We start from the raw sequence: 24,190 nt of genomic DNA, 5'->3' as shown, positions 1-24,190 counted from the left end.
CCTAATTCTCCCGAATCAATTGTACAAACTTTTCCAGATCATTTCTTTGGATCTTCGAATTGAGAGAGACTCTGATCCTGGAAATTTCAACCGTTGGAGGTCGGATTGCCTTGGCCTGGAATCCGTTCCGGGCTAGAATAGAAGAAAGTTCCAATGCTTCTTCTTCCGAACCCAAAAGTATCGGTACAATTTGAGTATTAGAATTTCCTGTATTATATCCTATCCGGTGGAGAGAAGTTCTAAAGAATTCGGAATTTTCCGCCAATATTCTTCTCTCATTCTCCATCCGTTTTGCCAAACGTATTGCAACCCTTCCCGCATGAGCGATCGCAGGAAGTGGGCCGGTCGAAAACACGAAAGTCCGAGCGGAATGAAGTAAATACTTTCTAGCATCCTTAGTTGTGGAGATCACTGCTCCTTCTAACCCTAATGCTTTTCCAAAAGTAGACATTCTAAAATCTATTTCGGAAACTCTGGAAATTTTTTCTTCTAAAGAAACTCCCGCGCCTTCTTTCCCGAAGAGCCCGATTGCATGTGCTTCATCAATGTAGAGAATAGCACCGTATTTTTCTTTCAGATCAATGAGTGCATTTATATCGGTTTTGTCACCGTCCATACTGAATACGGACTCGGTCACGATCATTTTATGTTTGGTTCCGGAATATTTTTTTAAGGAGTTTTCCAGATCGTTTAGGTCGGAATGTTTATAATATACTTTTTTTGCTCCGGAAAGCCGAACCCCATCCATTAGAGAAGCATGATTTTTTCGATCACAAAAGATCGTATAAGAAGGATCGGCAACACAGGAAATCGCTCCTAAATTCGCGGCATATCCGTTCGCAAAAAAGAGAGAATCTTCCGCGTGGACCCAGTTCGAAAAATCGTTTTCCAATTCCTCGAATACCTTTCTATGACCTCGAACTAAACGGCTTGCAGTGGAACCCGCACCGTAGATATCGATACCTTCTTTTAAAGCTTGGATGATCTCAGGATGATTTGAAAGCCCCAAATAATCATTGGAGCATAGGTCTAGGCCGGAAGGAGGATCCAAAACTCGGATCCTATTATGAGATTCTAACCTGGAAAAGAAGGCAGGAAGCTCCGAAAAGAAAGGAAGTTTCGTGGATGGAGATTCCTGCACGGGATTTCCGAGGGATTATAACATCCCTTTAACTTCGTCTCTTTCCGATTTAAGTTCGTCATGAGTGATATTGAACTTCTCTTTTGCAAAGTCGTTCAATTCCAATCCCTTAACGATCTCAATTTTCGTTCCATCGGATTTCACAGGGTATCCGAAAATGAGTCCCTTGTCCGCGCCGTAAGAGCCGTCGGAAGCCACAGCTACGCTGAACCAATCTCCTGCAGGAGTAGGAGTGATGATCTGGCGAACAGTATCCACAACTCCATTTGCAGCAGATGCAGCGGAAGAAGCTCCTCTAGCTTTGATGATCTCCGCTCCACGTTGTTGAACGTTCTTAATAAAATCGCCTTTTAACCAATCATGGTCTTTGATCACGTCTGTTGCTACTTTTCCGCCGATTTTTGCGTTATAGAAATCAGGGTACTGAGTGGAAGAGTGGTTTCCCCAGATTGCAACATTTGTAACGTCTTTAACTAAATTTCCCGATTTGATCGCAAGTTGGGATTTTGCACGGTTTTCATCCAACTTGGTCATTGCAAACCAACGTTCAGTAGGAACTCCTTTCGCGTTATTCATAGCGATAAGGCAGTTCGTATTACAAGGATTACCTACTACTAAAACCCTTACATCGGAAGCGGCGTTCTTTTCGATCGCTTTTCCTTGGTTTACGAAAATCCCACCGTTAATTTTGAGAAGGTCGCTTCTTTCCATTCCCGCTTTTCTTGGAACGGAACCGACGAGTAGCGCCCAATTGATATCTTTAAAAGCTACATCCAGATCCGCGGAAACACTTACTTTTTGCAAAAGAGGAAAGGCGCAGTCTTCCAATTCCATGATCACACCTTTAGCTGCAGGAAGAGCAGCCTCCAGTTCCAACATTTGGATCTCTACGGGAGTATCCGCACCGAACATTTGACCGGAGGCGATCCTGAATAATAGAGAATATCCGATCTGCCCTGCGGCACCCGTAACTGCTACCTTAACTGTTTTTGCCATTTGAAACTCCTAACTTTTTATATACTTGAGCTTAGTTGTTTTTCAGCTCTTCGTCGATGATTTTCGTGAAATTTTGGATCGGCATATTGCCTTCCACTAAAATACCGTTAATGAAGAATGCAGGTGTTCCATTCACACCGTAACTTTGTCCTGCCTCCATATCCGCTTCGATCTCGCTTTTGATCTTGTCTTCGTCTGCGATACAACGATTGAACGCTCCCATGTCCAAACCGACTTGTTGTGCCAATCGGATCACATTCGCTTTTTCTAATTTTCTTCCGTTTTCGAAAAGGAGACTATTGTATTGCCAGTATTTTCCCTGAGGAATAGAACAGTTTGCAGCAACGTGAGCAAACATTGCATTTCTATGGAAATCCATAGGAAAATCCCTAAAGACCCATTTTATTTTATCCTTATATTGTTCTCTAAGAGCCTTAGTTGTGGTTTGGCTCATAGCACAGTAAGGACATTCGAAATCCGAAAATTCCACGATTGTAACTTTTGCATCCGAAGGCCCAATGGTTGGATTTTCACTAGGCTCGATCACAACACGGGTAGGAGGAGGAAGTTCCGGTCCGATAATCTCGGTATTGTATTGTTCTCTCATTCTTCCGAAGAAGGATTGTCTTTCTCTATCAGCCTGAACCGCTTTTAAATATTTTACGATCTCGTCTTGAACAGCAGCTAAAGGTTTACCTTTTAAGCTAGGCTCATTCTTAAATTGATTATAAGCTGCAATAATTTCGTCCTGCACAGGCTCGTAACCTCTTCCGAACTTAGTCAGTTCTTCCACAGGAACTCCTCTATCGGCCGCTTCTTTTTTTAGGATCTCTTGGGAAGCAAGTTGGGAGAAAAGTCTGTACATCTGCTGGTTGTTTTCTTGCAAATACTTACGATAAGCAGCCGGGTTCTCCCTTTTTACATCCGAAAGAGTATAAAATCCGAATGTTCCGATCCTCATATAATGTTCCGGGAGAAAGAACTTCACAATAGGATAAATCGATAATAGAACGTAAGCTAAAAAGATCCAAGGAATTACATCCTTGAATTTCTGACCGAAAAGTCGATCGAACTGAGCGGAAGAAGTTTCTTCAGACATAATATCCTTTCCAAGGGGAGAAAAGTTCCCCTAGCTGCCAATTTAGAAAGCTGAGTAATGGAGGCAAACGAATAATTCAGGGGCTGAAACAGGCCGAAATCCATTCGAATCCCTGAGAAAAAAACAGTTCAAATTCACTCTTATAAAGGAATTATTTCGAAAAAAAATTAAGCAAGCGATTGGATTTCCGATAGGAATTAATAGGGACCTGAAAACGGAGGTTTAGGTTTATGAACATAAATGGGATACATTCGGGACAGTATCCGGCGACTTGGTCTCCGGTGCAGAAAGAAACGAAACCCGAACTAGAACCTGTCGGCGACGTCCTGGAGATCCAAGGCGCCGATTGGAAAGGAATCAAACTCAAAAATGAGCTTGGAACGGATGAATTGGTAATGAAACCGAGCCCAGTAAGTGCAGAGGAAAGAATGAGTCAAGTGATCAGCCCGGAACAAATGAAAGATCTTTTATCTATGATCGTAAGTTCCAGATTTAGCTCCTTCTCCGAAACGAAAACCGGTCGCGGTAAAATAGATCTAAAAGGATAAAAATTGGCTTTCGAGTTAGGCCTTGTATTTTCACCTAAACTGGATTTAGCCTTAGGTGTCCTGACACTCATTGCAGTTTCAGGAATGGGATTCTTTTTTTATTGGGAAGTACTACGTCCTTACGCCGCCAAAACACGTCCAGGCCAAATGGACCCTCCTGAAGAAGGAGACATCTACGAGATCGTAGTTCCGGAAAGTACAAGAATTTATAAATTTTCGGTAGGCCAAGTTTACGGAGATATCCCTACCCTCTGCAAGTCCATACAGGACGAACATCTTGTATTCGTTTTAAAAAAAGGGAAAGATACGGAAGATTACGATATTCTAATCAATCGCTCAGGCCCTGCGATTATGAAACCTCCTCGTATGCAACATTTCGCCAAAATGGAATCCCAGGAAAAACTGGAAAGTCATGAGATCATAGGACAAACCGCGTCTTTCAGGATCTCGGACAAGATCATCAAAGATCGTATGACCCAATACTTCGAGATAGGACTCACTTCCAACTTCTTTATGAATAAGTTAGGAAAAGAAAGAATGAGATTCGTATTCTCCGTCGCAAAGATCCATCCTGGGCTTGCCACCAGATCCAGAGATAAAAAAGGTCTGTATTCTTTCGGAAAAGAAAGAGCTTCGGAAGAAGATTAAGATATTTTTTTAAAAGTTATCTTCGCACCGGTTGTATCCGGAGAAAGTCGCACTAATCTGCAAGAAATCCCCGATTTTTCAGTAAATTGTTTCGTAATCTCTGAGAATTTTTTCTCCAGCCTTTTGGAATCCTTTCTTCTGGTATAAATTAGAACGGCAGGACCACTCCCGGAAAGCGAAACACCGATCGAAAATTTCTGGATCTCTTCTACCAACGGTAAAAGTGGAAATTCGGAATTCATTCTATACGGAGTATGGATCTTATCTTCCAAAGCTCTTTTGAGAAGTCCAGGTTCTCCGGATTCTAAGAACTCCCACCAAGTGGAAATTCTACTCATATTAAAAATGATATCGGAAACCGGATACGTATCCGGAAGGCATTTCCTGGAATGATTGGTCGCGATCTCTAATTCGGGAATGAGAAAGAAACAATGTATATTTTTAGGGAACTTTCTTTTAAAATAATATAGTTTCTCCTCGGCAAAATAAGAGAAAACGAATCCGCCTAAATATGCGGGAGTTGTATTATCCGGATGACCCTCTAATAATGCGAGCTGATACAAGAACTCAGACTCACTCGGAAGTTTTGTATCCGGAAAATACACACTTTGCGCAAACCTTGCGGCAGAAAATCCCGCAACCACGGCGCTTGCACTCGAACCCAAACCGCCCTTTAAAGGAAGTCCAAGCTCCATAGTCACGGAATAAGGAATAGGAGAAGCAGCGGACACGGTTTGCGGAGAAACAAATATGGAAAAATACGTTTTATAAGATTGTAAAACTAAGTCCTCCTCATCGGTAAATACAGGAGCGGAAGAACCTTTGATCTTTCTTTTAAACTCGGTAGTTTTTCCGAATTCAAAACTGAACTCATTGTAAATCTGGAAGGCCAATCCCAATAGATCGAAACCGGAACCTAAATTAGCGGAAGTTCCCGGGACCTTAATCTGGAATTTGTACTTTGGCGCGCTCATAACCGAGTATCCGGATTTTCTGCCATCTTTTGGGAAATTGTCCGATCGTCATTTGCTTTTCTAAAACAAAAAGAATTCTGATTTGCGCTTAGTCTCCCGGAAGAAAGAATGCTCGCGTATGCAATTTGCTTGGTCAGACGCTTTGGTTTTATTTTTCTATTTTGGGATCATTCTCTACTCCGGTTTCAAATCCGGACGTAAAAGTTCCGAATCCAAGGAATTCTTCTTAGCGAACAGATCTCTTTCTTGGGTTCCGCTTTCACTTTCCATTGTAGCGACGGAAACCTCTGCATTGACCTTTCTTTCCGTACCAGGAATTGCTTATGCGGGAAACTTCACATTTTTGCAAGTTGTCTTCGGATATATTTTAGGAAGAACGGTTGTCGCCTTAGTTCTCATTCCACTTACCTATCATCATAATTTTCTTTCCGTGTATGAGTGGGTGGGGACCAGATTCGGAAGAAGATCCCAAAAAACAATGTCGGGGCTTTTTTCCGTAACCCGGATCTTAGGCGATGGGGTCAGACTTTACGCGTCTACACTTCCAGTGGCAATGTTATTAGAATTAGGACTTCCTAAAATTCTACCGTATACATTCAATCAATACTCGATCGGAGTTTGGACCTTAGCGATCGTAACCTTGATCACCGTTTTATACACGATGCAAGGTGGATTCAGATCGGTCGTATGGGTGGATACATTACAATATTTTGTTTATGTATTCGGAGGAGTATTCGCATTACTTCTACTCTACCAATCAAGTCCCGACCCTGTAACGGTTCTCACTTCCGCTTGGGAAGGAAACAAACTGAAAGTTCTAGAATGGGAAAATCCTTCCGCGACTTACTTCCTGCCTTGGGCTGTTTTGGGTGGGGCATTACTCAGCTTAGGAACTCACGGTGCGGACCAGATGTTTATCCAAAGATCACTTGCTGCAAGAAACGTAAAAGATGCCCAAAAGGCGATGATTAGCTCGGGTATCGCGGTATTTTTTCAGATGATCTTATTTTTAGGAATCGGGACATTCTTATTCTACAAATTTAACGGACAAACAATCGTTCAAGACAAGGTATTTTCCAAATTTCTAATAGAAGAAGTTCCTACCCCGTTTTTAGGACTTCTACTTTCCGGGATATTGGCATCTACTATGTCAACATTATCCAGTTCGATAAATTCCCTTTCACTTACTGCAAAAGCGGATTTCGGTTGGAATCTAGGAGGACAAAAGCTTTCTTCTCTATTCTTCGGGATCTTACTTTTTTTTAGTTCCTTCTTCTTTTTTTCCCTACCAGAAAATTATACAAAAGGACTCCTAGAGTTAGGATTAAAAATTTCCTCATTTACCGTAGGTTCTATGGTTGCCGTATTTTTAACGGAAGTAATCCCGTTCTTAAGAAAAAGGGTCATTGTTTCGGATCTGGGTTTGGCGATTGCGTTAGCAGGCTCTATCTTGGTGACCGGGATTTCAGGAACGGTAAAAAACTATAATTTTACGGTTCTTGTTCCGCTTGGAATGGTCTTATTCTGGACTTTCGCGTTATTCGCAGGATTTATTTTTCCGAACCGGAAACGATAGAATCCATAAAGGAAGCGAGTATCTTTCGAAATTCTTCCGCCTTCGTAAAATGGATATAATGATCCCCGCCGGGAATCGTCTCAAACATAGCGTTTGGAAAATACTCCAAACATACGATCTTATCGCTTGTATGGAAATATTCGGAATCGCCCCCTATGATAAATATTACTTTTCCGGAATATTGATTGACTCTTCCGGAAAACTCCGAACGGAACATATTTTTGGAGCGAGAGATGGCATCCACATTCAATTTCCAACGATACTGTCCGGATTCGGCTCGGTCCAGGTTCATGAGTAAAAAATTCCGGATAAACGGATTTGTAACGAACTGAGAAGTAGCCGAATCTATTTCCTGTCTATTTTTAAAGGAAGAAAGATCGGTTCTTAAAAGTGTAAGTTCCCCTTCATACTTGAAATCATAATCTCTGGGAGCGATATCCTGGATGACCAGGTCTTCTACTTTTTCAGGATACCTGAGTGTGAATGTCATGGCGACTAGGCCGCCCATGGAATGCCCAAGTAGAATCACTTTCTCAAGTCCGTGATCCTCTAAAAATTCTTTTATATCTTCCGCCATTACACTCAAAGAATGTTCCGAAGAATGTGGAGAATCTCCGTGGTTTCTAAGATCTAGGCTGTACACTTTGGAATACTTGCTTAAAAAATCGGAAACACTGACCCAGTTTTTGGAAGAACCGAATAACCCGTGTAAAATTAAGATAGGAGTGGTAAGAGTTGCCGTTTCTTTGGGTGGATATTCTTTAAAGAAAAGTTTCACTTCTTTAAACATTCCTCTTCTATCACTCTGAGTTTGGAATAGAACTTTTTTCCATATCTTGCAGGGAGTTCTTGCACTTTATTCCTGAAATTTTTGAGCACTGCTTCTTTAGGAAGTTTGGTATCACAAACCAAGGTTTCCCTATCCTTGGAAAAATGAAGGAGTCTCTTTTCCAAATGGGAAGAGAAGATAGGAGCATAGTTCCCGTTCGGTTGTAAAAGTAGATATTTTAGTCTGCGGTTTTCTTCGTCTTGCAAAACGCAGATCGGGTCTCTTCCACATCTGACCTCGGGCGTGTATTTTACGGCCAGGTATGCTGCAAAGTCACCCGGTTTGGAATTCGGGTACGCTTCCGCTACTTTCCAAAAAGTTTCCGGTCTGACTTTTAATTTAGATCCTTCCGGTGCATTGGAAAGTGTATCCGTCCAGTTTCCTGTTTTGGAATATACTCCGAGTTCCGCGGGATTGTTCTTCAAAAGATCTTCCAGCTTTTGTCTGGCTTTAGATCTGTATTCAGGGGATTGTAAAACTTCCGCGTATCTTTGTAGAACCACTAACCTACGGATTTTCAGGAATAAATACTCGTTTCCTTGGAAGATAGGACCTTCTTCTATTTTTGTTAAATAGGTAAAAACGGATTCTAATTCGTTCGGTCCTGAATCTTGGTAAAGTAGTTTTTCAATTGCCTTAGTGATGACAGGATAACTTCCTTTACTTCCCATTCTAAATAAAGCACGGGAATCCACCCAACCGGTGAGTCCATCCTTGTCCGTAAGTAATTGGAATTTAGAGTCTGCTTCTTTTTGATTTTCAGAAGAGAGTATCTCTCCGAAGGAAAGTTTGCGTAATACTTCCGATTTTTTTTCCGGGAACAGATAGAGCTCGGTTCCCGGATCCAAAACGATGTACTGCTTTCTGCCTTGCGCAAAAATGGAGAATGTACAGCTTACGATCAGTATGAGAACTACTAACCGTCGCAAATACATTCTTTTAAAGGGACAAGTCCTTTACCATTTCGGAGATACGAGAGACACCTTTTTTGATATCTTCTTCTCCCATGGCATAAGATAGACGAAGTGCATTATCGTCCCCGAATGCGATTCCCGGAACTGCGGCCACTTTATACTTATCTAAAAGATGAGCGCAGAATAATTTACTCTTGCTTTTCTCCGAACTAGTAGCCTGCAATTTTTTAAAACCTTCCGTTTCGTAAACTCCTGTGAGGTAAGGGAATACATAAAATGCACCTTGAGGCATATTTACTTCCACACCCGGGATTACGTTTAAAAGTCCTACGATCAAATCCCTTCTCTTTTGGAATGCTTTTGCCATCTCGCCTACACAAGCCTGGTCTCCTGTAAGTGCAGCTTCTGCGGCAGCTTGAGAGATAGAAGAAGGATTGGATGTGGACTGGCTTTGGATGGTATCCATGTTCTGGATAATATGCAAAGGTCCTGCACCGTAACCGATCCTCCAACCTGTCATAGAGTATGCTTTGGATACACCATTCGCAACGAATGTAAGTTCCTTTAGTTCGGGAGAAAGCATTGCCAGATTCGAAAATTGGAATCCGTCAAAAACGATACTCTCATAAATATCGTCGCTTAAAACCATGACCTTATGCTTTAAGATCACTTCTCCGATGGCTTCCAATTCCTTTCTCGAATATGCGGAGCCGGTCGGGTTAGAAGGAGAATTGATTACCACTACCTTTGTTTTAGGTGTGATCGCTTTTTCTAATTGGGCTGGAGAAATACGGAAATTATCTTCTTTGCTAGTAGGAACTATGACTGCCTTACCTTCCGCAAGGCGTACAATATCCGCATAGCTTACCCAATAGGGAGCCGGGATCACGACCTCGTCTCCAGGGTTTAAGGTAGCTAAGAAGAAATTATAGATAACCTGCTTACCGCCTGTTCCTACAATGATCTGGTTTCTGGTATATTCCAGTCCATTATCTCTTTTGAATTTAGTGATGATTGCGTCTCGGAGTTCCACCGTACCGGAAACGGCAGTGTATCGGGTCTGACCCTTATCGATCGCCTTTTTAGCAGCCTCTTTAATATGGGCCGGTGTCTCGAAGTCGGGCTCTCCCGCGCCGAAACTAACGATGTCTTCGCCTTTCTTTTTTAGTTCTGCCGCCTTAGCGCTGATTGCTAGGGTGGGTGAAGGCTCGATCACATCTAGCCTTCTTGCGTTCCATTCCATTTGGACCTCTCTTTTTATTTAAGCTCCGACTTTTTCTTCGAGGGATTCTCTGAATTGGTCTAGAGTGTATATTTCGTATTCGTATCCTTGTTCCGTAAGGAAAAGTTGTCTATTCTGACCGAATCTTTCTTCGTTCGTATCTCTCGAGATCAAAGAATAGAAAACCGCAGTATTGTCCTCACCTTTCGGTCTTAAGATCCGGCCAAGACGCTGTGCCTCTTCCTGACGAGAACCGAAAGTTCCGGAAACCTGGATGGCGATATTCGCATCCGGTAGGTCGATGGAGAAGTTTGCAACCTTACTCACAACAAGTGACTTGATCCTACCCGATCTGAACGCATCGTACAATTCCTGTCTTTCTCCCAAAGGAGTTTTTCCGGTAATCAGTGGAATTTTGAATGTTTTAGAGATTTCTTCCAACTGATTGATGTATTGTCCGATCACGAGCAGATGCGACTCGGAGTGTTTTTTCATGATCATGCCGATCGCTTTCAATTTCTCCGGATTTTCGGAGGCGAGACGGAATTTCTCCCTATCGTCTGCGATAGAATATCTCATACGAAGATCGTCTTCCATAGATACACGGATCTCTTTACATTTTGCTTCCGCGATCCAGGATTTGCTTTCCAATTCCTTCCAAGGCACATCGTACTTTTTAGGTCCGATCAAACTGAATACGTCCTCTTCCAGTCCGTCTTCTCGGACTAGAGTTGCGGTAAGTCCCAATCTTCTTTTTGCCTGTAATTCGGAAGTCATTCTGAAGACAGGAGCAGGAAGTAAGTGAACCTCGTCATACACGATGAGTCCCCAGTTATTCGCACTGAATAGATGGAAATGGGTGAAATCCCCACCCTTCTTCTTTCTATGCGTTAGAATATTATAAGTCGCGATGGTGATCGGTTTGATCTCCTTCACTTCTCCGGAATATTCCCCGATATCCGATTCAGGAATATCGGTTTTGTCTAAAATTTCGTTTTTCCACTGACGGATAGAAAGTGTGTTTGTGACCAGGATAAGAGTTTCCGCTCCCACGATCTGCATCACACCGATCCCTACGATCGTTTTCCCCGCACCGCAAGGAAGAACTACCACTCCGGATCCACCTTCGTTACCACCACCCGCATGGAAAACTTCCACAGAGGCTCTTTGGTAGTCTCTCATTCCGAACTTTCTACCCGACTTGGTAGTTGGCCTGAGATTGAATCCGTATTTGTTTCCCTCGTCGTAACCTGCAAGGTCCTCTACAGGGAAACCGATCTTGATCAGAGCCTGTTTGATATGACCTCTGAATTCCTTTTTGATATAGATCTTTTCGTTCTCTGTCTTTTCGATATACGGCTGGACCGCTCTATGATTAGAGATCTCTTGCAAAAATCCTTTTTCATTGGAGATGATACAAAGATCTCCGTTCTCTTCCTTGACCAGTTTTACTTTTCCGTATCTTCCGATCTGCTCTCTGATCTCGTTGACTACGTTTTTCGGAACGGAGTATCTAGAATATTTTTCTAAACATTCTACGATCTCATCTGCGCTCATCTTAATCGATGCGGCATTCCACAAGGAAAGAGGAGAAATTCTATAAGTGTGTAGATATTCGGGACTTTTTTCTAACTCCGCGAATTTGGATACGACTAGCTGGCAGGCTTCGAATTCAGGATTGTCCACCTCTAAAAGCATAGTCTTATCACTTTGTACGATTAACGGTTTACTCACGGCGTGGAATCTCCCCTAAAACTTAGACTGAAAATGACCCCTTCCTTGTCAAGAAGAAAGCGATTATACGGCCGAATCATAACGATCTCACCAAAATCCTGAATTCTCCGAATGCCTCGGAGTGACCTTTTAGCTCTTTTAGATCCTGTCCGGACAAAAGTGCATTACCCGGCGAGCTACAAGGTTCGACAGCGATCGCGGAACGATCCGGTTTTGTATAAATTTGATAATACTTTAATGGTATTTGTCCTTCTTCCGGTGGAGGACTTAAAACTGTGATAGAGTACTTTTTGATACGGTTTTCCAAAATTACTCTCGGTTCTTTCCCGTAGAATAAATGATCTAGGTTCGGGATCTTTTCTCCATCCAAAATGGAAGAAATTGGATTGGAAAGCAAAGGTTGGATCGGAACTAAGTTCTCCCCTAATTCCAAATTTTTATCCAACTGTATATGTAGTTTCCAATCTTCATCATTTTTTCCTAAATTTAGGTACGGGTGATAACCGTATGCAAATCGGATAGAATCGGATCTTAAATTATTAAATCGAGTCTTCACACTTAGAAGAGTCCCGGAAGAAGTCTCTTCGACTGAATATTCTTCTCGGATGGCAACTCCGGAAAGCGGAGAATCCTTCCATTCTTCCGGGAAGATCACTCTGAACTCCGCACCCTTCTGGTTATTCTTGAGTTTCAAAACTTTTCTTTCTAAAGAATGTACTAAACCGTGAACCGGAAAGCCGTTGGAATCACGGATCAATTCCTTTGCATGCCACTCTTTTCCGTTTAGAACGAATTCGGAGGATGCATGGCGGTTCACCCAAGGGAACATGAGAAAATTACCGGATTCGAATATACTTAAACTTTTATCATACGGGAGAATGATGGGAAAACTTTCCTTGGTAATCGGATGGGTCCAGTCCCAGGAAAGCCATTGGGTACCGTCGGTCAAAAAACGAGAGTTCTCCGTCCGAAATTCATACATTGCGGGAAGGAGGTTGGGAAAACTAGCTGAGAGGGAAAGTAAAAAACGGATCTGAGACTTTTTTTTGGGCGCCAAACAAAATGGAAAGGAATTGAAGCGATACCTAGGCCTCCCAGAATGGGCCCGAGGCTCTCAGATGAAATTCCTATTGCGCAAATCCCTACTATTTGTATTAGGAATCTTGTTCTTAAGCCAATGTTTGTTCCTTTCGTTTCCGAACCAAACTTCACCTATCCCGAAAGAAAAATTAGTCACCGGTTCTTCTACGGATAGCCCTGATAAAATTCTACTTATTCCGATCGAAGGCGAAATTTCCGATAAAAAATCCTCAGGCGGACTTTTATCCGGAGAAAAGGACAGTATTGTCAGCAGGGTCAAAACCTATTTGTCCATGGCATCTAGAGATCCTGAGATCAAAGGAGTGATCCTAAAAATAGATTCTCCCGGCGGATCTGTAACTGCAAGCGATCTAATCCATCATGAAATTTTAGAATTCAAAAAGAAGAAAAATGTCCCTGTTCTTTCCCTATTCATGGACACGGCAGCTTCCGGTGCATATTATTTAAGTATGGCCACGGATCATATCCAGGCCCATCCGACTACGATCACAGGATCCATCGGGGTTCTTAGATTCGGGATCAATGCGAAGGAAGCATTGGATAAATTAGGAATTAAAAGCAGCACGATCCGTTCCGGTCCGAACAAGGCCACCGGAAATCCTGTAGAAGAATTTACTCCGGAACAAAAGAAAGTTTTCCAAGACATTATCATGGAGAATTACGAAAGGTTTTTGAGTATTATCAAAAAAGGAAGACCTAAATTAAAGGAATCGGAACTTAGAAAACTAGCCGATGGAAGAATTTACTCTGCAAACCAAGCGTTGGAAACCGGACTCATAGATTCTATCGGTTATTTCGAAGACGCGGTAGTGCAAGTGACCAAACTTCCGGGTTATAGAGCTTCATCTTCGCAAACTCCAAGGATCGTTTTCTATTCTTATAAAGGAGCTCAGCCGGAAAACTTCTACCAGATAGATAGCGATACCGGCACCGGTCCTACGATATTGGAATCATTATTACCTTTCCGTATCTCTCCGGACCATAAATTGCATTATCTATTCTCACCCGAATAAGGTTCTCATAAAAAAAATCTAAAATGCTTTTTAACTCCCTACCCTATCTAGCTTTATTTTCGCTCACTTTCTTATTGTATTGGTCTCTTCCTCAAAAAGCGAGAAAACCCCTACTTTTAGTTTCTTCTCTTCTTTTCTATTTTTACTCGGGACCTGCTTTTTCCATTCACTTCTTGATAGTGATCGCGCTAAACTTTTATTTTTCACTCATACTTTGGAAGTATAAAAGAGAAGGAAAATCCACGACAAAACCTCTGGTTTGGATCATAATTCTTAATTTTATTAACCTAGCCTTCTTTAAATATTTTTACTTTTTCCTGGACACTCTGGATTTCTTTACAGGTTCTTTGCAGTTTTCCGAATTCGGAAAAGGGATCCATATTCCTCTTCCACTCGCGATTAGTTTTTATACATTCCAGTTGATCGCTCTTCAGGTGGATATTCACAGGGATCATGTTCCGGAAAGGATCTCTGCTTTAGATTATTTCTTATTCATTCTATTCTTCCCGCAATTGATCGCTGGCCCGATCATGAGAACCACGGACTTCCTTCCGAAACTGGACAAACCGGCTATCGATTTCAGTCGAGTACAATGGGGGATCTTTCTCATTCTGTCGGGTCTGTTTAAGAAGGTAGTGATTGCGGATAATATCGCAGGTATCATTTCCGGGATTTATCAGCACCCGGGAGAATATAATTTTTTCAGTTTATATATTTCCACATTGGGATTTATCTGCCAAGTTTATTGCGATTTCAGCGGGTATACGGATATCGCAAGAGGATCAGCATACCTTCTAGGTTATGAGATCCCGGAAAATTTCAGAGGGCCTTTCCTTTCTCCAAGTTTTAGGGAATTCTGGGGACGCTGGCATGTTACCTTATCCACTTGGCTAAGAGACTATCTTTATATTCCGTTAGGTGGAAGCAGAGGCGGTTTTTGGCGAACCCAAATGAATTCCATGATCACTATGACTTTGGGAGGTCTATGGCATGGAGCAAATTTCGGTTATATAATTTGGGGTGCCTATTTAGGTCTAATCTTGGGAGTGGAAAGATTTTTCTCACCAGGAGATCCTAAAAAAGAAGAAGAACCGAAAGGCTGGAAACGGTTCTGGAAAGTTGCATTGATCGTTCATTTATTTGCGATCTCAGGTATCTTCTTCCGAACGGCAGCAGCCGGTAAAAATTCCCTGAATTTAGCTTGGGACTATTTTACAGGATTTTTAAATATCATAGGCGGAAAAGCATTGGTACGCTGGGAAGAATTGGCTGCATTCATTCTATTCACGTTTCTCTGGAATGCCGTTCAATATTACCCGAACATCAAAGAGAAAATACAGATCAGATTCCGCTGGTTATTACCTTCTTTCTCCATCATTATACTTTTATTAATGGGTATATTCGGGGATGGAGGCGGAGAATTTATTTACTTCCAGTTTTAAAATTTGTTCCTAAATCTCCAAGTTTCCTAGTCCGATGAGGAAGGAGAATAATTTCCGGTTTGCCTTTCTCCGGCATTGGAAGGAATTTGGAAGTAGAAGCTGAAAAGGAAACTTTCAAATAATGTAATTTTCTTTTTCTCGGATTTTCCTATGAAAGATAGACTTCGACTCCTCGGAATAATTGTACTTCTTTCACATGTCATTGGATGTTTTCCTCCTTCCTGGATCCGAGAACTACCGGAAAGGCCCGAATCTTCTAACGATATAGTATTAAAAGGTATCTATAACAAAAACCTCCCTCCCTTCTCCCCTTTGACCTCGGTCACTTATAAGGAAAACCAAACGGAAAGATTGGAATTTTCGCATTCGGAAAAAACTTTCCAAAAATACTACTTTAGGGAGATCGAAGAAAAGGGAGAAATCCGTCGGATAAAAATAGAAGGTACCGGACAATACGAGTCCAGAGGAAATTGGCTTCTTCTGGAGACACGAAAGATCAAAAAAGAAGAATCCGTTTGGAAAGATGGAAAACAAATCTCGGGTCCGGAAATAAATTTCCTGGAAACTTCTCACAAACTATTATATCATTACGATCCTTCAAACGATTCATTGATACCTATGATCTATGAATCCGGATATAGGGAAAAACCTTTCGGAGTTGTAGAAGGTACAAATTCTCCGTATGCGGAAGACGAGTTTTTCCGGATTGCTCGCAGGAATTATTCCAAGAAGGAATACCAAGGCCACGCTTATTTTAAGGTAAAATGAGAAGTTCCACTACGATCAAACAATACGTGAAAGATGCCTGGCCGGTTTTGATCGTCCTAAATCTTTCCATTCTTGGCTGTTTAGGAATAGGATTGAAATTTTATACGCCGCCTGTCAAAATACCGATCGTTCTGATCTTAGTATGTTGTTTTACCATATTCATTAATTTTTCCGCATTCGTTTTATTTCTAACCGAGAAGATCCTACCAAGAGAACAGGAATTCGGCAAGATCATCAAACGTTTTCGCAGAGGGGATAGTAGAATGCAAAACTACGTTCTACCTTTGGACTACGTGGATGAAAATTACGAGATCCGCGGAAGATGTATGACCTATAACCCGATCGGCGGCGACTTCTATAATTTCTTAAAGGACAAAGAAGGAAATTATTGGATGGGGATCGGAGATACTTCCGGTCACGGCTATGTCGCCGGTCTATTCAGCCTAATGATCATGAACCAAATGAGCCATCTCGTCCATAAGTTCGAGACCCCTCATGAGATCATAGACCAGATACTGGAACATCTGGAAGAAAGGACGAATACCTATCCCCATATCCACCGAAGCCTATACGCTACTTTCTTATTGATGAAGGCGGATCATAAGGGAAATTTTACTCATTCAGGGATCCACCCAAGTCTCGTTCTATATAAGAGAAAAGAAGATAAAACTCAGGTAGTAGGTACGGACGGAAAATTCCTTTCCACTGTAATGAATTCTCCTTTGAAAAAACCGAAACTTTCTCAAAGTTTCAAAATGGATAGAGACGATATCTTATTCTGTTTTACGGACGGTCTATTTGAACAAAAGAATCGAAGTATCGGCGGATATTATGGAGAAAATTTGTATAAGTTTCTGGAAACCGCTCCGAAGAAGAATATTCGCAAATTGATAGACGATCTGTTTTTAGACGTGGTGAAACATACTGGTGGAAGGATTCAGGACGATATGAGTCTTTTGGTGATCAGAAAATTTTAAGATCCTAATTTACTCTTGAAGAAAGTCAATAAATCCGCGATCCTGTAAGAATGGACCATGAATATTGGGTCGTAAGACTTTCCGGAATCCTACTCTGGAACGAGAGAGATATTCGTAAAATTTTAAGGGTGGTTTCCGACAGTAGTCTTGTCACAGGACTCACGGAAGAAGAAACACTGGACTTTTTACAGTACGGTTTCGAAGAAGAATTGGATTCCTTAAAAGAAACCTATGACTGGACAAATTTTAAAAAACAACTGGTTTCCAAACTTTCCAAAAGAGAAACGAAGGCACCAGGTCTTTCCGTTTTACATCCGGACCTATTAATAGAAGAAGATTAACCTTTTCGTAAGTTCCCATGATTTATTTCGAGGGAGAGAATTATCATTTTCTATTTTGTAATCCGGATTCGGTAGCAAGGGTCCATTCTAAAATTTCTCCTTTTTACGACTTTCCAGTCGCCGAGATCGAAGAACTTCCTTATTTATATTCCCAACCTGCAATTATTCCTAAATTTTTATATGAGCTGGAGTATGATCGTAAAACAACTCCAAGCTCTGCGATACAAACACCTCCCTATTTGAAGTTTACGAATGGGCTACTTTATTCTGAAGATTCGAAATTCCCGAAAGAGTCGGAGGAAGTTTTTGAAGGAGATCGATATCCCATTCGTTCCAATCCCTACAGGGTTGTAGGAACTCCAACAACTCCTATTCTAATCCTTAGGGAAAATCAACAAACCCAAATAGGAAGCGTTCAGACAGGAACGTTTACACTCTACAGAATGTTCCGAAAAAGAATGTTCTCCACCAAATATCTTTCTCTCAGAGATATAGTGAATCCTGAACTGAACGAAGAGAAAGTAATCCAAAAAATAGAAGATTTGTATTTTGATCGGGAAAGTAAAACCTATCTATTTCGTTTGGTAAAGATCTTGTATGCAGGAACTCCAACGGAAGAACAAAGTTTAGTCTCCAATCTTTTCACGTACGAAATAGAATTCGCAAAATTTTTAAGGGATAGGATCTTCTCCATTGAAATACTTCCGCTTATTCACGGACCATTCTTAAATTCTATTTTAAATAAATTGGATGAAAGGATCTTAAAATATTCGGTTCCAAAACTTTCCCCTCCTGTCCGAAAAATCGTAGAGAAAAATGTTTCTAAAAACAAATGGAAACAGATCTTAGAAAGTCCGAGTAAAAAACCGGAACCGGGAGAATCTTTTCCGGAAATCGTGGAAAAAGAGATTTTCCGTCGTTTTTCCAGAAGGATCTATTATGAAGAAGGGACGTTCCCCGTGTATAAGAGTCCTTCCCCAAAAGTAGAGGCCCTTGAAATCAACGTCGCGGATTATAAACATTCCGCCGAAGAGGAAACTTCTAAAATAGAAATAGAATTCAAGGCAATCTCCGGAGAAAAATACAATCTGAATCGCAGTTCTAACCAAATAGAACTCTATACAATTACAAATGACAAGATCCTACTGCGCTTCCTAAAATATATGGAAGTGATCCGGATCGATATTTATCTTTCCAAAAAGGAAAGAGTCCAGTATGAGTTTTTTAAAATATCGGCGGATTCAATTTTGGAAATCCCAAGGTACGATCAGGCGAAATTGATCGTAGGAGCAGGCATCAACTCCGAAAGAAAGCCCTTGGAGTTTAGCCTGCTCTCTTTTTCATACTAATTAGGTTTCGGAAGTAAGAATCCTTTTTACGGCATTTTTCCAAATTCGGATCTCTTTTTCTCTCAAACTGGCGCTTAACTTTGGAGAAAATTCCTTACTCGTTTTTTGGGTCTTTTTCAGATCGTTTACGGAGGAATAAAAACCTCTTTCCAGTCCGGCAAGATACGCCGCACCCAAAACGGTTGTGTCAAGATTAGAAGGTCTTACGATCTTCTTTCCTAAAATGTCCGCTTGGTACTGCATGAGCCAGTTATTGGCAGTAGCTCCCCCATCCACTTTTAGGACTTTCAATTTGGAACCGGTATCATTCTCCATCGCTTCCACTAATTCATAAGATTGTAATGCGATGGATTTTAAGGCCGCTCTGGTGATCTGCTCTTGGGTGGTATCTCTTGTCAGCCCTAAGATCGCACCTCGAGCGTTCATATCCCAATAAGGCGCTCCTAAACCGGAGAATGCAGGCACAAATACTACCTCATCCTCCTTGGTCACGGAAGCAGCCATCTTTTCGGAAAGTTTGGATTCCTTAAAGAATCTGAGATTATCCCGGAGATACTGGATCACTGCCCCACCGATAAAGATGGAACCTTCTAAACAATAGACCGTTTTTCCTTCCGGCCCGCAGGCAAGAGTTGTGATCAGATTATTTTTAGAAATTTGTAATTTGTTTCCCGTGTTGAAAAGTAAAAAACATCCCGTTCCGTACGTATTCTTTGCTTCTCCGGGCTCTGTACATAATTGGCCGAATAGCGCTCCCTGTTGGTCTCCTACGAGAGAAGAAATCGGAATTCCATCCGGCAGACCTTTTACACCTTCCGTTCTTCCGAATAGGCTTGAGGAATTATGAGTTTCCGGCAAGATCGCTTCCGGTATTTGCAGGATCTTTAATAGTTCCTTATCCCATTCTTTCTTTTCAATATTGAAAATGAGAGTTCTACTCGCGTTTGTATGATCCGTTTTATGCGCTTTACCCGCCGTCAAACGATACAATAAATAAGTGTCAATGGTCCCGAATAGAACCTTTCCTTTTTCCGCTTTTGCACGAACACCTTTTACATTGTCCAAGATCCATCGGATCTTTGTACCGCTGAAATAAGCGTCGACGACAAGGCCTGTCTTTCTTCGGAAGATGGGTTCTAAACCTTCTTTTTTTAATCCGGAGCAGAAGTCGGAGGTCCTACGGCATTGCCATACAATCGCATTGTAAACCGGAACTCCGGTATCCTTATCGAATAATACGGTGGTCTCTCTTTGGTTGGTGATCCCGATAGCTACCGCTTTTTCCGGTTTTAACTTCCCGTTGCGGATCGCCTTCAGAATGAGCTTTTCCGTTTTAGCCCAGATCTCTTCAGGATCATGTTCCACCCAACCTGGTTTTGGAAAGTATTGTTTAAATTCGGAATACGCACTTGAGATCACTGTTCCGGATTTATTAAAACAAAAAGTACGTATACCGGTGGTTCCGGCATCTATACCGATAATATATTCACTCATTCGATATCTCCCTGATCGATTGAATTAAAGATTAAATTTGGATTTCCAGACCTTCTCTTGCCATGATGATCTCCAATTGGTTGTCCGGATCAAACATTTCTTTGTATTTAATCGCGCGCAGATATACTGCATCCAATTTTTCGTCATCGTAAGAAGGATCATGATGGAACATTACTAATTTTTTAACATTCGCCCTAAGCGCGATATCCGTCGCCATGGAAGCTGTGCTATGCCCCCAATCGATCTTTTGTAAAGACTCTTCGAAAGTATATTGAGTATCGAATACCAGAACGTCCGCACCTCTGAAATAATTCAGATAATCTTCTATATTTTCCATCTCGTCCAAATTGAATTCGGCATCGGATGCGAAGATCAGTGCCTTACCGTCTTCTTCAAATCGATAGGAAAAACTCCCTCCCGGATGGCGCACCGCTTTGGAAATTGCAGTGACTGAATCCGTTACTCGAAAGGCCCTTCCTTCGGGTACATGACGAAACGTCTTTTCTGCTTGGAAACCGTCGAAAGGAACAGGGAAATGAGTGAACGTATGTTGGTATCTCAATCTTTCTTCCAGATTTTCTACGGAACTTACAAACTCAAATTTATTGCCTGGAGTATACAAAGGAACGAAGAATGGAATACCTTGGATATGGTCCCAATGAGTGTGTGTGAAGATCCAAATCGCTTTTCCTCTTCCGGAGCCGTAACCCTCATGTAAGATGGAGTTTCCCAGTTCTCTGAGTCCTGTTCCTCCGTCTATGATAACAAGTTTATCTTCCTTATCCCGGATCTCGATACAGGTAGTATTTCCACCGTAGGTGCTCCAGTTGGAAAGCGCCAAGGAATCCAAAAAATCCTCGATCGCTTCCGGACTTTGCAGGTCGGACGGAGATGCTAGACTTAGTATCCTCAAAATTTTCGATCGAATCAGGTCTCCCTGAACGGGGGAAGAAATGGAGCCCCGCACTCCCCAGAATTTGATCCGCATACAGTTTTAAATATCGTCCGAAACCTCTAGTTTCGCTACAAAATCGAGCACTTAGTTTTCCCGAATCAGTAGTTTTTGCGAGCGATTTCTTATTTTATTTGAAATAGATTTAGATCGGATTTTGCTCTAAAAAAGAGTTTACCTCCGCTTTGCCACAATTTAGTCTAATGGATCGGGTTCCCTCCCGGTTTGGAAATTTATTCTCAGTTTTCTGAGAAGATCCGTTGTTTTCTTAGCCCGAGGATAGTCAGAGAAATAGAGATCGGAGCCACTCATTGGAAGGTTTTCAAACAGACGTATCCCTGGAACAAGGGTCTTGTGTAGTCAAGATCCAAGGGAATGTAAGCCTAAAGAACGCATTTGCGTTAAAGGAACTCATCATCCGCCAGTTTGACGAGGGGCATAAAGATATCATCTTAGACTTCGAAGGGGATGTTTACTTGGACTCTTCCGGGATCGGCGCCATCTTCAATACCCAAAAATACGTCACAGAAAGGCACGGGCATCTCAAACTCAGAAACCTGAGTAGAGACGTGATGACTATCTTAAGGATCGCGAATCTAGACAAACACCTGGACATTATCCAATAATCACTTTTCTACTCTTGTCTAAAACCCATGTTGGAAGTTCTAAGGATCTATACGGATAGTCCTCTCCGAAATTTTACGTATCTAGTCAGAGAACCGAATTCCAAAAAAACACTTTCTATTGATCCCTATGATCCGGATCAGATCACCCAAGTTCTGGAAAACAAGTCCTGGGGTCTGGATTATATTCTAAACACTCACGAACATAATGATCATACTTGTGGAAACGACGGGCTTGTTTCCAAATATGGAGCCCAAGTTTTGGCTCACCCCGCTGGACTTGGAAAAATCCCTCATGCTTCTTACTCGTTAAAAGAAGGAGAAAAAATTCTAGAAAGTCCGGACGGAAATTCGTATCTAAAAGTTATGTACACTCCCGGACATACTTTCGCGCATGTTTGCCTTTTGCAGATACAGAACGGCTCCCCATATGCGGCATTTACAGGAGATACGATCTTTAATTCAGGGGTAGGAAATTGTACTAGAGGCGGTGATCCTAAAACTCTATACGAAACTGTTCTGAAAGAATTTAAAGATCTTCCCGGACACGTTAGATTATATCCAGGTCATGATTATCTTAAAAACAATCTGAAATTCAGTCTTTCGATTGATCCTTATAATGAAGCGGCTTCAAAGGCATTGTCCAAGGCGGAAAAATTAAAGGAAGACCAAGAATTTTGGACCACAAATTTCTCGGAAGAAAGAACATTCAATCCCTTCTTCCTTGTATTTGACCCGAAAGAAAATTTAGTCTCAGGAATACGTAATAAAATGCAAGACCCATCCTTAGCTTCGGATCCTAAAACATTATTCATTGCACTTCGAACTTTGCGGGATAAATGGTAAAAGATCTTCTTTTTTATTTTTCCGAATTCGGTACAAACAATATCTAATACTATATAATAGCCTGTCCCAGACAAGGGACCAGGCTATCGAAGCCAGCGCAGCGGACTATAAATAAGAGAGAATACTCCGGTAAATTTTTAGGAATTATCTGTGGTTCTCTTTAAAAGAATCCTTTTCGTTTAAAAGCTTCTCCTTCTCCATTGAATTAACCCCATGAAAAAGTATGATATTCTCGTAATAGGCTCAGGAGGAGGAACAAAACTAGTCACACCTCCTTCTAAACTAGGTTATAAGGTAGCCATTTTAGAAAAAGATCGTTTGGGAGGAACCTGCTTGAACAGGGGTTGTATCCCTTCTAAGATGCTCATCCATCCTGCGGAAATTTTAGCCCAGGCAAAGGAAGCTTCTAAATTTCAGTTAGGGATCCCCGGTCCATTCACCGTAGATTTTAAAACTTTGGTGGAAAGGATCTCCGCCACAGTGGATGCCGACTCCGACAGTATCATCCCCGCTTATGAAAAAAATCCGAACATAGACTTTTATCCCTACGAAGGAAGGTTCGTGGAAAATAAGGTAGTAAAAGTAAACGGCGAGTTACTCACCGCTGATCGTATTTTTATCGCTGCGGGATGTAGGCCTTCTATCCCGGATCTTCCAGGCCTCGCGGGAACTCCTTATATGACTAGTAGAGAAGCGCTTAGAAGAACGGAACTTCCAAAAAAACTTTTAGTCCTTGGCGGAGGTTATATCGGTCTTGAACTTGGATTTGCATATTCTGCCTTCGGATCTAAAACCACTTTTATTGTTCGTAAAAGAATGCTCTCTCATGAAGACAAGGATATCATCGACGGTTTCGAAAAAGCATTTTCTAAAAGAGAAGATGTTCGTTTAGGAACGGAAGTAAAGAAGGTAGACTACCAAAACGGGATCTTCCGTTTAGAATGCAAAAATTCTAAAGAAACGTATACTTTAGAAGGAGATGCACTTCTTATTGCTACCGGCATCAAACCGAATACGGATTGGTTAGACCTCCAAAATACGGATATCCAAACCGATGAAAAAGGATATATCAAAACCAACGAATATCTGGAAACTACTGCGGACGGAGTTTATGCTCTGGGGGATATCAACGGAAAGTATTTCTTCCGCCACTCCGTTAATTTTGAAGGAGAGTTTCTATTTAACTCCTTATACGTAGAAAAACATAGAACTCCGGTCGAATATCCTCCCGTTCCTCACTCCGTCTTCACACACCCTCAAGTGGCAGCCGTGGGAAAAACGGAGCAACAATTAAAGGAAGAAGGGATCGAATATATCTCTGCAATCAATCCTTATTCCAGTAGCGCCACCGGAATGGCTAGACTATCCGAAGACCAATTCGTCAAAATATTGGTAAGTCCTAAATCCAGAAAAATACTAGGAGCCCATATATTAGGAGAAGAGGCGTCAAATCTCATTCATCTTTTTATACTCCTGATGACTATGGGTGGGACTCTAGAAGACTTGCTAAAGATGATTTATGTTCATCCCGCTTTGCCTGAAATCGCAAGAAACGCTGCCAGGAAAGCCAAAGAAATCTTAAGCTCTTCCTAAAGCCAAAAGA

At 41.6% G+C, this 24,190-nt stretch carries 23 protein-coding genes; 12 read left to right on the top strand and 11 right to left on the bottom strand.

Annotated features, from left to right (window positions below):
* Position 1: 1 nt before the first annotated feature.
* From AB3N61_RS08195 to AB3N61_RS08185, 3 genes are read right to left on the bottom strand one after another with little or no spacing between them, the layout of a single operon-like run.
* Positions 2–1,141, bottom strand: coding sequence for an aminotransferase class I/II-fold pyridoxal phosphate-dependent enzyme (locus AB3N61_RS08195; protein ID WP_367899005.1), 1,140 nt, complete (start codon positions 1,139–1,141; stop codon positions 2–4).
* Positions 1,142–1,156: 15 nt separating this feature from the next.
* On the bottom strand, positions 1,157–2,137 hold the full coding sequence (locus AB3N61_RS08190) for a malate dehydrogenase (protein ID WP_020768255.1): 981 nt from the start codon (positions 2,135–2,137) through the stop codon (positions 1,157–1,159).
* A 31-nt stretch (positions 2,138–2,168) separates the two neighbouring features.
* Positions 2,169–3,236, bottom strand: a complete 1,068-nt coding sequence (locus AB3N61_RS08185) for a DsbA family protein (RefSeq protein WP_367899004.1) — start codon at positions 3,234–3,236, stop codon at positions 2,169–2,171.
* A gap of 230 nt (positions 3,237–3,466) precedes the next feature.
* Here AB3N61_RS08185 and AB3N61_RS08180 point away from each other — a divergent pair, with 230 nt between their 5' ends.
* Together AB3N61_RS08180 and AB3N61_RS08175 are read left to right on the top strand one after the other, a co-directional pair.
* Positions 3,467–3,784: a hypothetical protein gene (locus AB3N61_RS08180; protein ID WP_367899003.1), complete on the top strand. Its 318-nt coding sequence runs from the start codon at positions 3,467–3,469 to the stop codon at positions 3,782–3,784.
* Positions 3,785–3,787: 3 nt separating this feature from the next.
* Entirely contained in the window at positions 3,788–4,432 is a 645-nt protein-coding gene (locus AB3N61_RS08175) for a hypothetical protein (RefSeq protein ID WP_020768139.1), read from the top strand.
* Here the strand turns inward: AB3N61_RS08175 and thrB are convergent.
* Positions 4,429–5,406: a homoserine kinase gene (thrB, locus tag AB3N61_RS08170; RefSeq protein WP_367899002.1), complete on the bottom strand. Its 978-nt coding sequence runs from the start codon at positions 5,404–5,406 to the stop codon at positions 4,429–4,431. The two genes, AB3N61_RS08175 and thrB, sit on opposite strands and share 4 nt — an antisense overlap.
* Before the next feature lie 118 nt (positions 5,407–5,524).
* Here thrB and AB3N61_RS08165 point away from each other — a divergent pair, with 118 nt between their 5' ends.
* On the top strand, positions 5,525–6,982 hold the full coding sequence (locus tag AB3N61_RS08165) for a sodium:solute symporter family transporter (RefSeq protein WP_367899001.1): 1,458 nt from the start codon (positions 5,525–5,527) through the stop codon (positions 6,980–6,982).
* On the opposite strand, the gene AB3N61_RS08160 is transcribed toward AB3N61_RS08165, so the two are convergent.
* The 5 genes from AB3N61_RS08160 to AB3N61_RS08140 form a co-directional block, all read right to left on the bottom strand.
* Positions 6,957–7,772 carry an alpha/beta fold hydrolase gene (locus tag AB3N61_RS08160; protein ID WP_367899000.1) on the bottom strand — a complete coding sequence of 272 codons (816 nt, stop codon included), beginning with the start codon at positions 7,770–7,772 and terminating at the stop codon, positions 6,957–6,959. The two genes, AB3N61_RS08165 and AB3N61_RS08160, sit on opposite strands and share 26 nt — an antisense overlap.
* Positions 7,757–8,746, bottom strand: coding sequence for an SH3 domain-containing protein (locus AB3N61_RS08155; RefSeq protein ID WP_367898999.1), 990 nt, complete (start codon positions 8,744–8,746; stop codon positions 7,757–7,759). The genes AB3N61_RS08160 and AB3N61_RS08155 overlap by 16 nt, the downstream gene beginning before the upstream one ends.
* Positions 8,747–8,750: 4 nt before the next feature.
* Positions 8,751–9,968: a pyridoxal phosphate-dependent aminotransferase gene (locus AB3N61_RS08150; RefSeq protein ID WP_367898998.1), complete on the bottom strand. Its 1,218-nt coding sequence runs from the start codon at positions 9,966–9,968 to the stop codon at positions 8,751–8,753.
* Between the two features lie 18 nt (positions 9,969–9,986).
* Positions 9,987–11,681: a DNA repair helicase XPB gene (locus AB3N61_RS08145; protein WP_367898997.1), complete on the bottom strand. Its 1,695-nt coding sequence runs from the start codon at positions 11,679–11,681 to the stop codon at positions 9,987–9,989.
* A gap of 76 nt (positions 11,682–11,757) precedes the next feature.
* Positions 11,758–12,630, bottom strand: coding sequence for an aldose 1-epimerase (locus tag AB3N61_RS08140; RefSeq protein ID WP_036088823.1), 873 nt, complete (start codon positions 12,628–12,630; stop codon positions 11,758–11,760).
* A gap of 169 nt (positions 12,631–12,799) precedes the next feature.
* Between AB3N61_RS08140 and sppA the strand changes: the two genes are divergently transcribed.
* The 6 genes from sppA to AB3N61_RS08110 all read left to right on the top strand — a co-directional run bounded on the left by sppA (position 12,800) and on the right by AB3N61_RS08110 (position 18,672).
* A complete protein-coding gene (sppA, locus tag AB3N61_RS08135; protein WP_367898996.1) occupies positions 12,800–13,795 on the top strand; it encodes a signal peptide peptidase SppA in 996 nt (331 codons plus the stop codon).
* 23 nt (positions 13,796–13,818) lie between these two features.
* On the top strand, positions 13,819–15,237 hold the full coding sequence (locus AB3N61_RS08130; RefSeq protein ID WP_367898995.1) for an MBOAT family O-acyltransferase: 1,419 nt from the start codon (positions 13,819–13,821) through the stop codon (positions 15,235–15,237).
* 150 nt (positions 15,238–15,387) lie between these two features.
* On the top strand, positions 15,388–16,005 hold the full coding sequence (locus tag AB3N61_RS08125) for a hypothetical protein (protein ID WP_367898994.1): 618 nt from the start codon (positions 15,388–15,390) through the stop codon (positions 16,003–16,005).
* Complete coding sequence (locus AB3N61_RS08120; protein ID WP_020768383.1) at positions 16,002–16,982, top strand: PP2C family protein-serine/threonine phosphatase; 981 nt, start codon at positions 16,002–16,004, stop codon at positions 16,980–16,982. Before AB3N61_RS08125 ends, AB3N61_RS08120 begins: the two co-directional genes overlap by 4 nt.
* Before the next feature lie 50 nt (positions 16,983–17,032).
* Positions 17,033–17,323: a hypothetical protein gene (locus AB3N61_RS08115; RefSeq protein WP_020768382.1), complete on the top strand. Its 291-nt coding sequence runs from the start codon at positions 17,033–17,035 to the stop codon at positions 17,321–17,323.
* A 17-nt stretch (positions 17,324–17,340) separates the two neighbouring features.
* On the top strand, positions 17,341–18,672 hold the full coding sequence (locus tag AB3N61_RS08110) for a hypothetical protein (RefSeq protein WP_367898993.1): 1,332 nt from the start codon (positions 17,341–17,343) through the stop codon (positions 18,670–18,672).
* Here AB3N61_RS08110 and glpK read toward each other — a convergent pair whose 3' ends face one another.
* Entirely contained in the window at positions 18,673–20,166 is a 1,494-nt protein-coding gene (glpK, locus tag AB3N61_RS08105) for a glycerol kinase GlpK (RefSeq protein WP_367898992.1), read from the bottom strand.
* 31 nt (positions 20,167–20,197) lie between these two features.
* Positions 20,198–21,154, bottom strand: a complete 957-nt coding sequence (locus AB3N61_RS08100) for an MBL fold metallo-hydrolase (protein ID WP_020768012.1) — start codon at positions 21,152–21,154, stop codon at positions 20,198–20,200.
* A gap of 275 nt (positions 21,155–21,429) precedes the next feature.
* Here AB3N61_RS08100 and AB3N61_RS08095 point away from each other — a divergent pair, with 275 nt between their 5' ends.
* The 3 genes from AB3N61_RS08095 to AB3N61_RS08085 all read left to right on the top strand — a co-directional run bounded on the left by AB3N61_RS08095 (position 21,430) and on the right by AB3N61_RS08085 (position 24,180).
* Entirely contained in the window at positions 21,430–21,744 is a 315-nt protein-coding gene (locus AB3N61_RS08095; RefSeq protein ID WP_020768055.1) for an STAS domain-containing protein, read from the top strand.
* Positions 21,745–21,771: 27 nt separating this feature from the next.
* Positions 21,772–22,587 (top strand): hydroxyacylglutathione hydrolase, encoded by an 816-nt coding sequence (locus AB3N61_RS08090; protein WP_367898991.1) that lies wholly within the window; start codon positions 21,772–21,774, stop codon positions 22,585–22,587.
* 213 nt (positions 22,588–22,800) lie between these two features.
* Positions 22,801–24,180, top strand: a complete 1,380-nt coding sequence (locus AB3N61_RS08085) for a dihydrolipoyl dehydrogenase (protein WP_367898990.1) — start codon at positions 22,801–22,803, stop codon at positions 24,178–24,180.
* Positions 24,181–24,190 lie beyond the last annotated feature (10 nt).

Origin of the sequence: Leptospira sp. WS58.C1, from assembly GCF_040833995.1 — a bacterium.
GTDB lineage: Bacteria > Spirochaetota > Leptospiria > Leptospirales > Leptospiraceae > Leptospira_B > Leptospira_B cinconiae.
The sequence above is the reverse complement of the archived record's forward strand: the minus strand, read 5'-3'. Positions and strand labels throughout refer to the sequence as shown.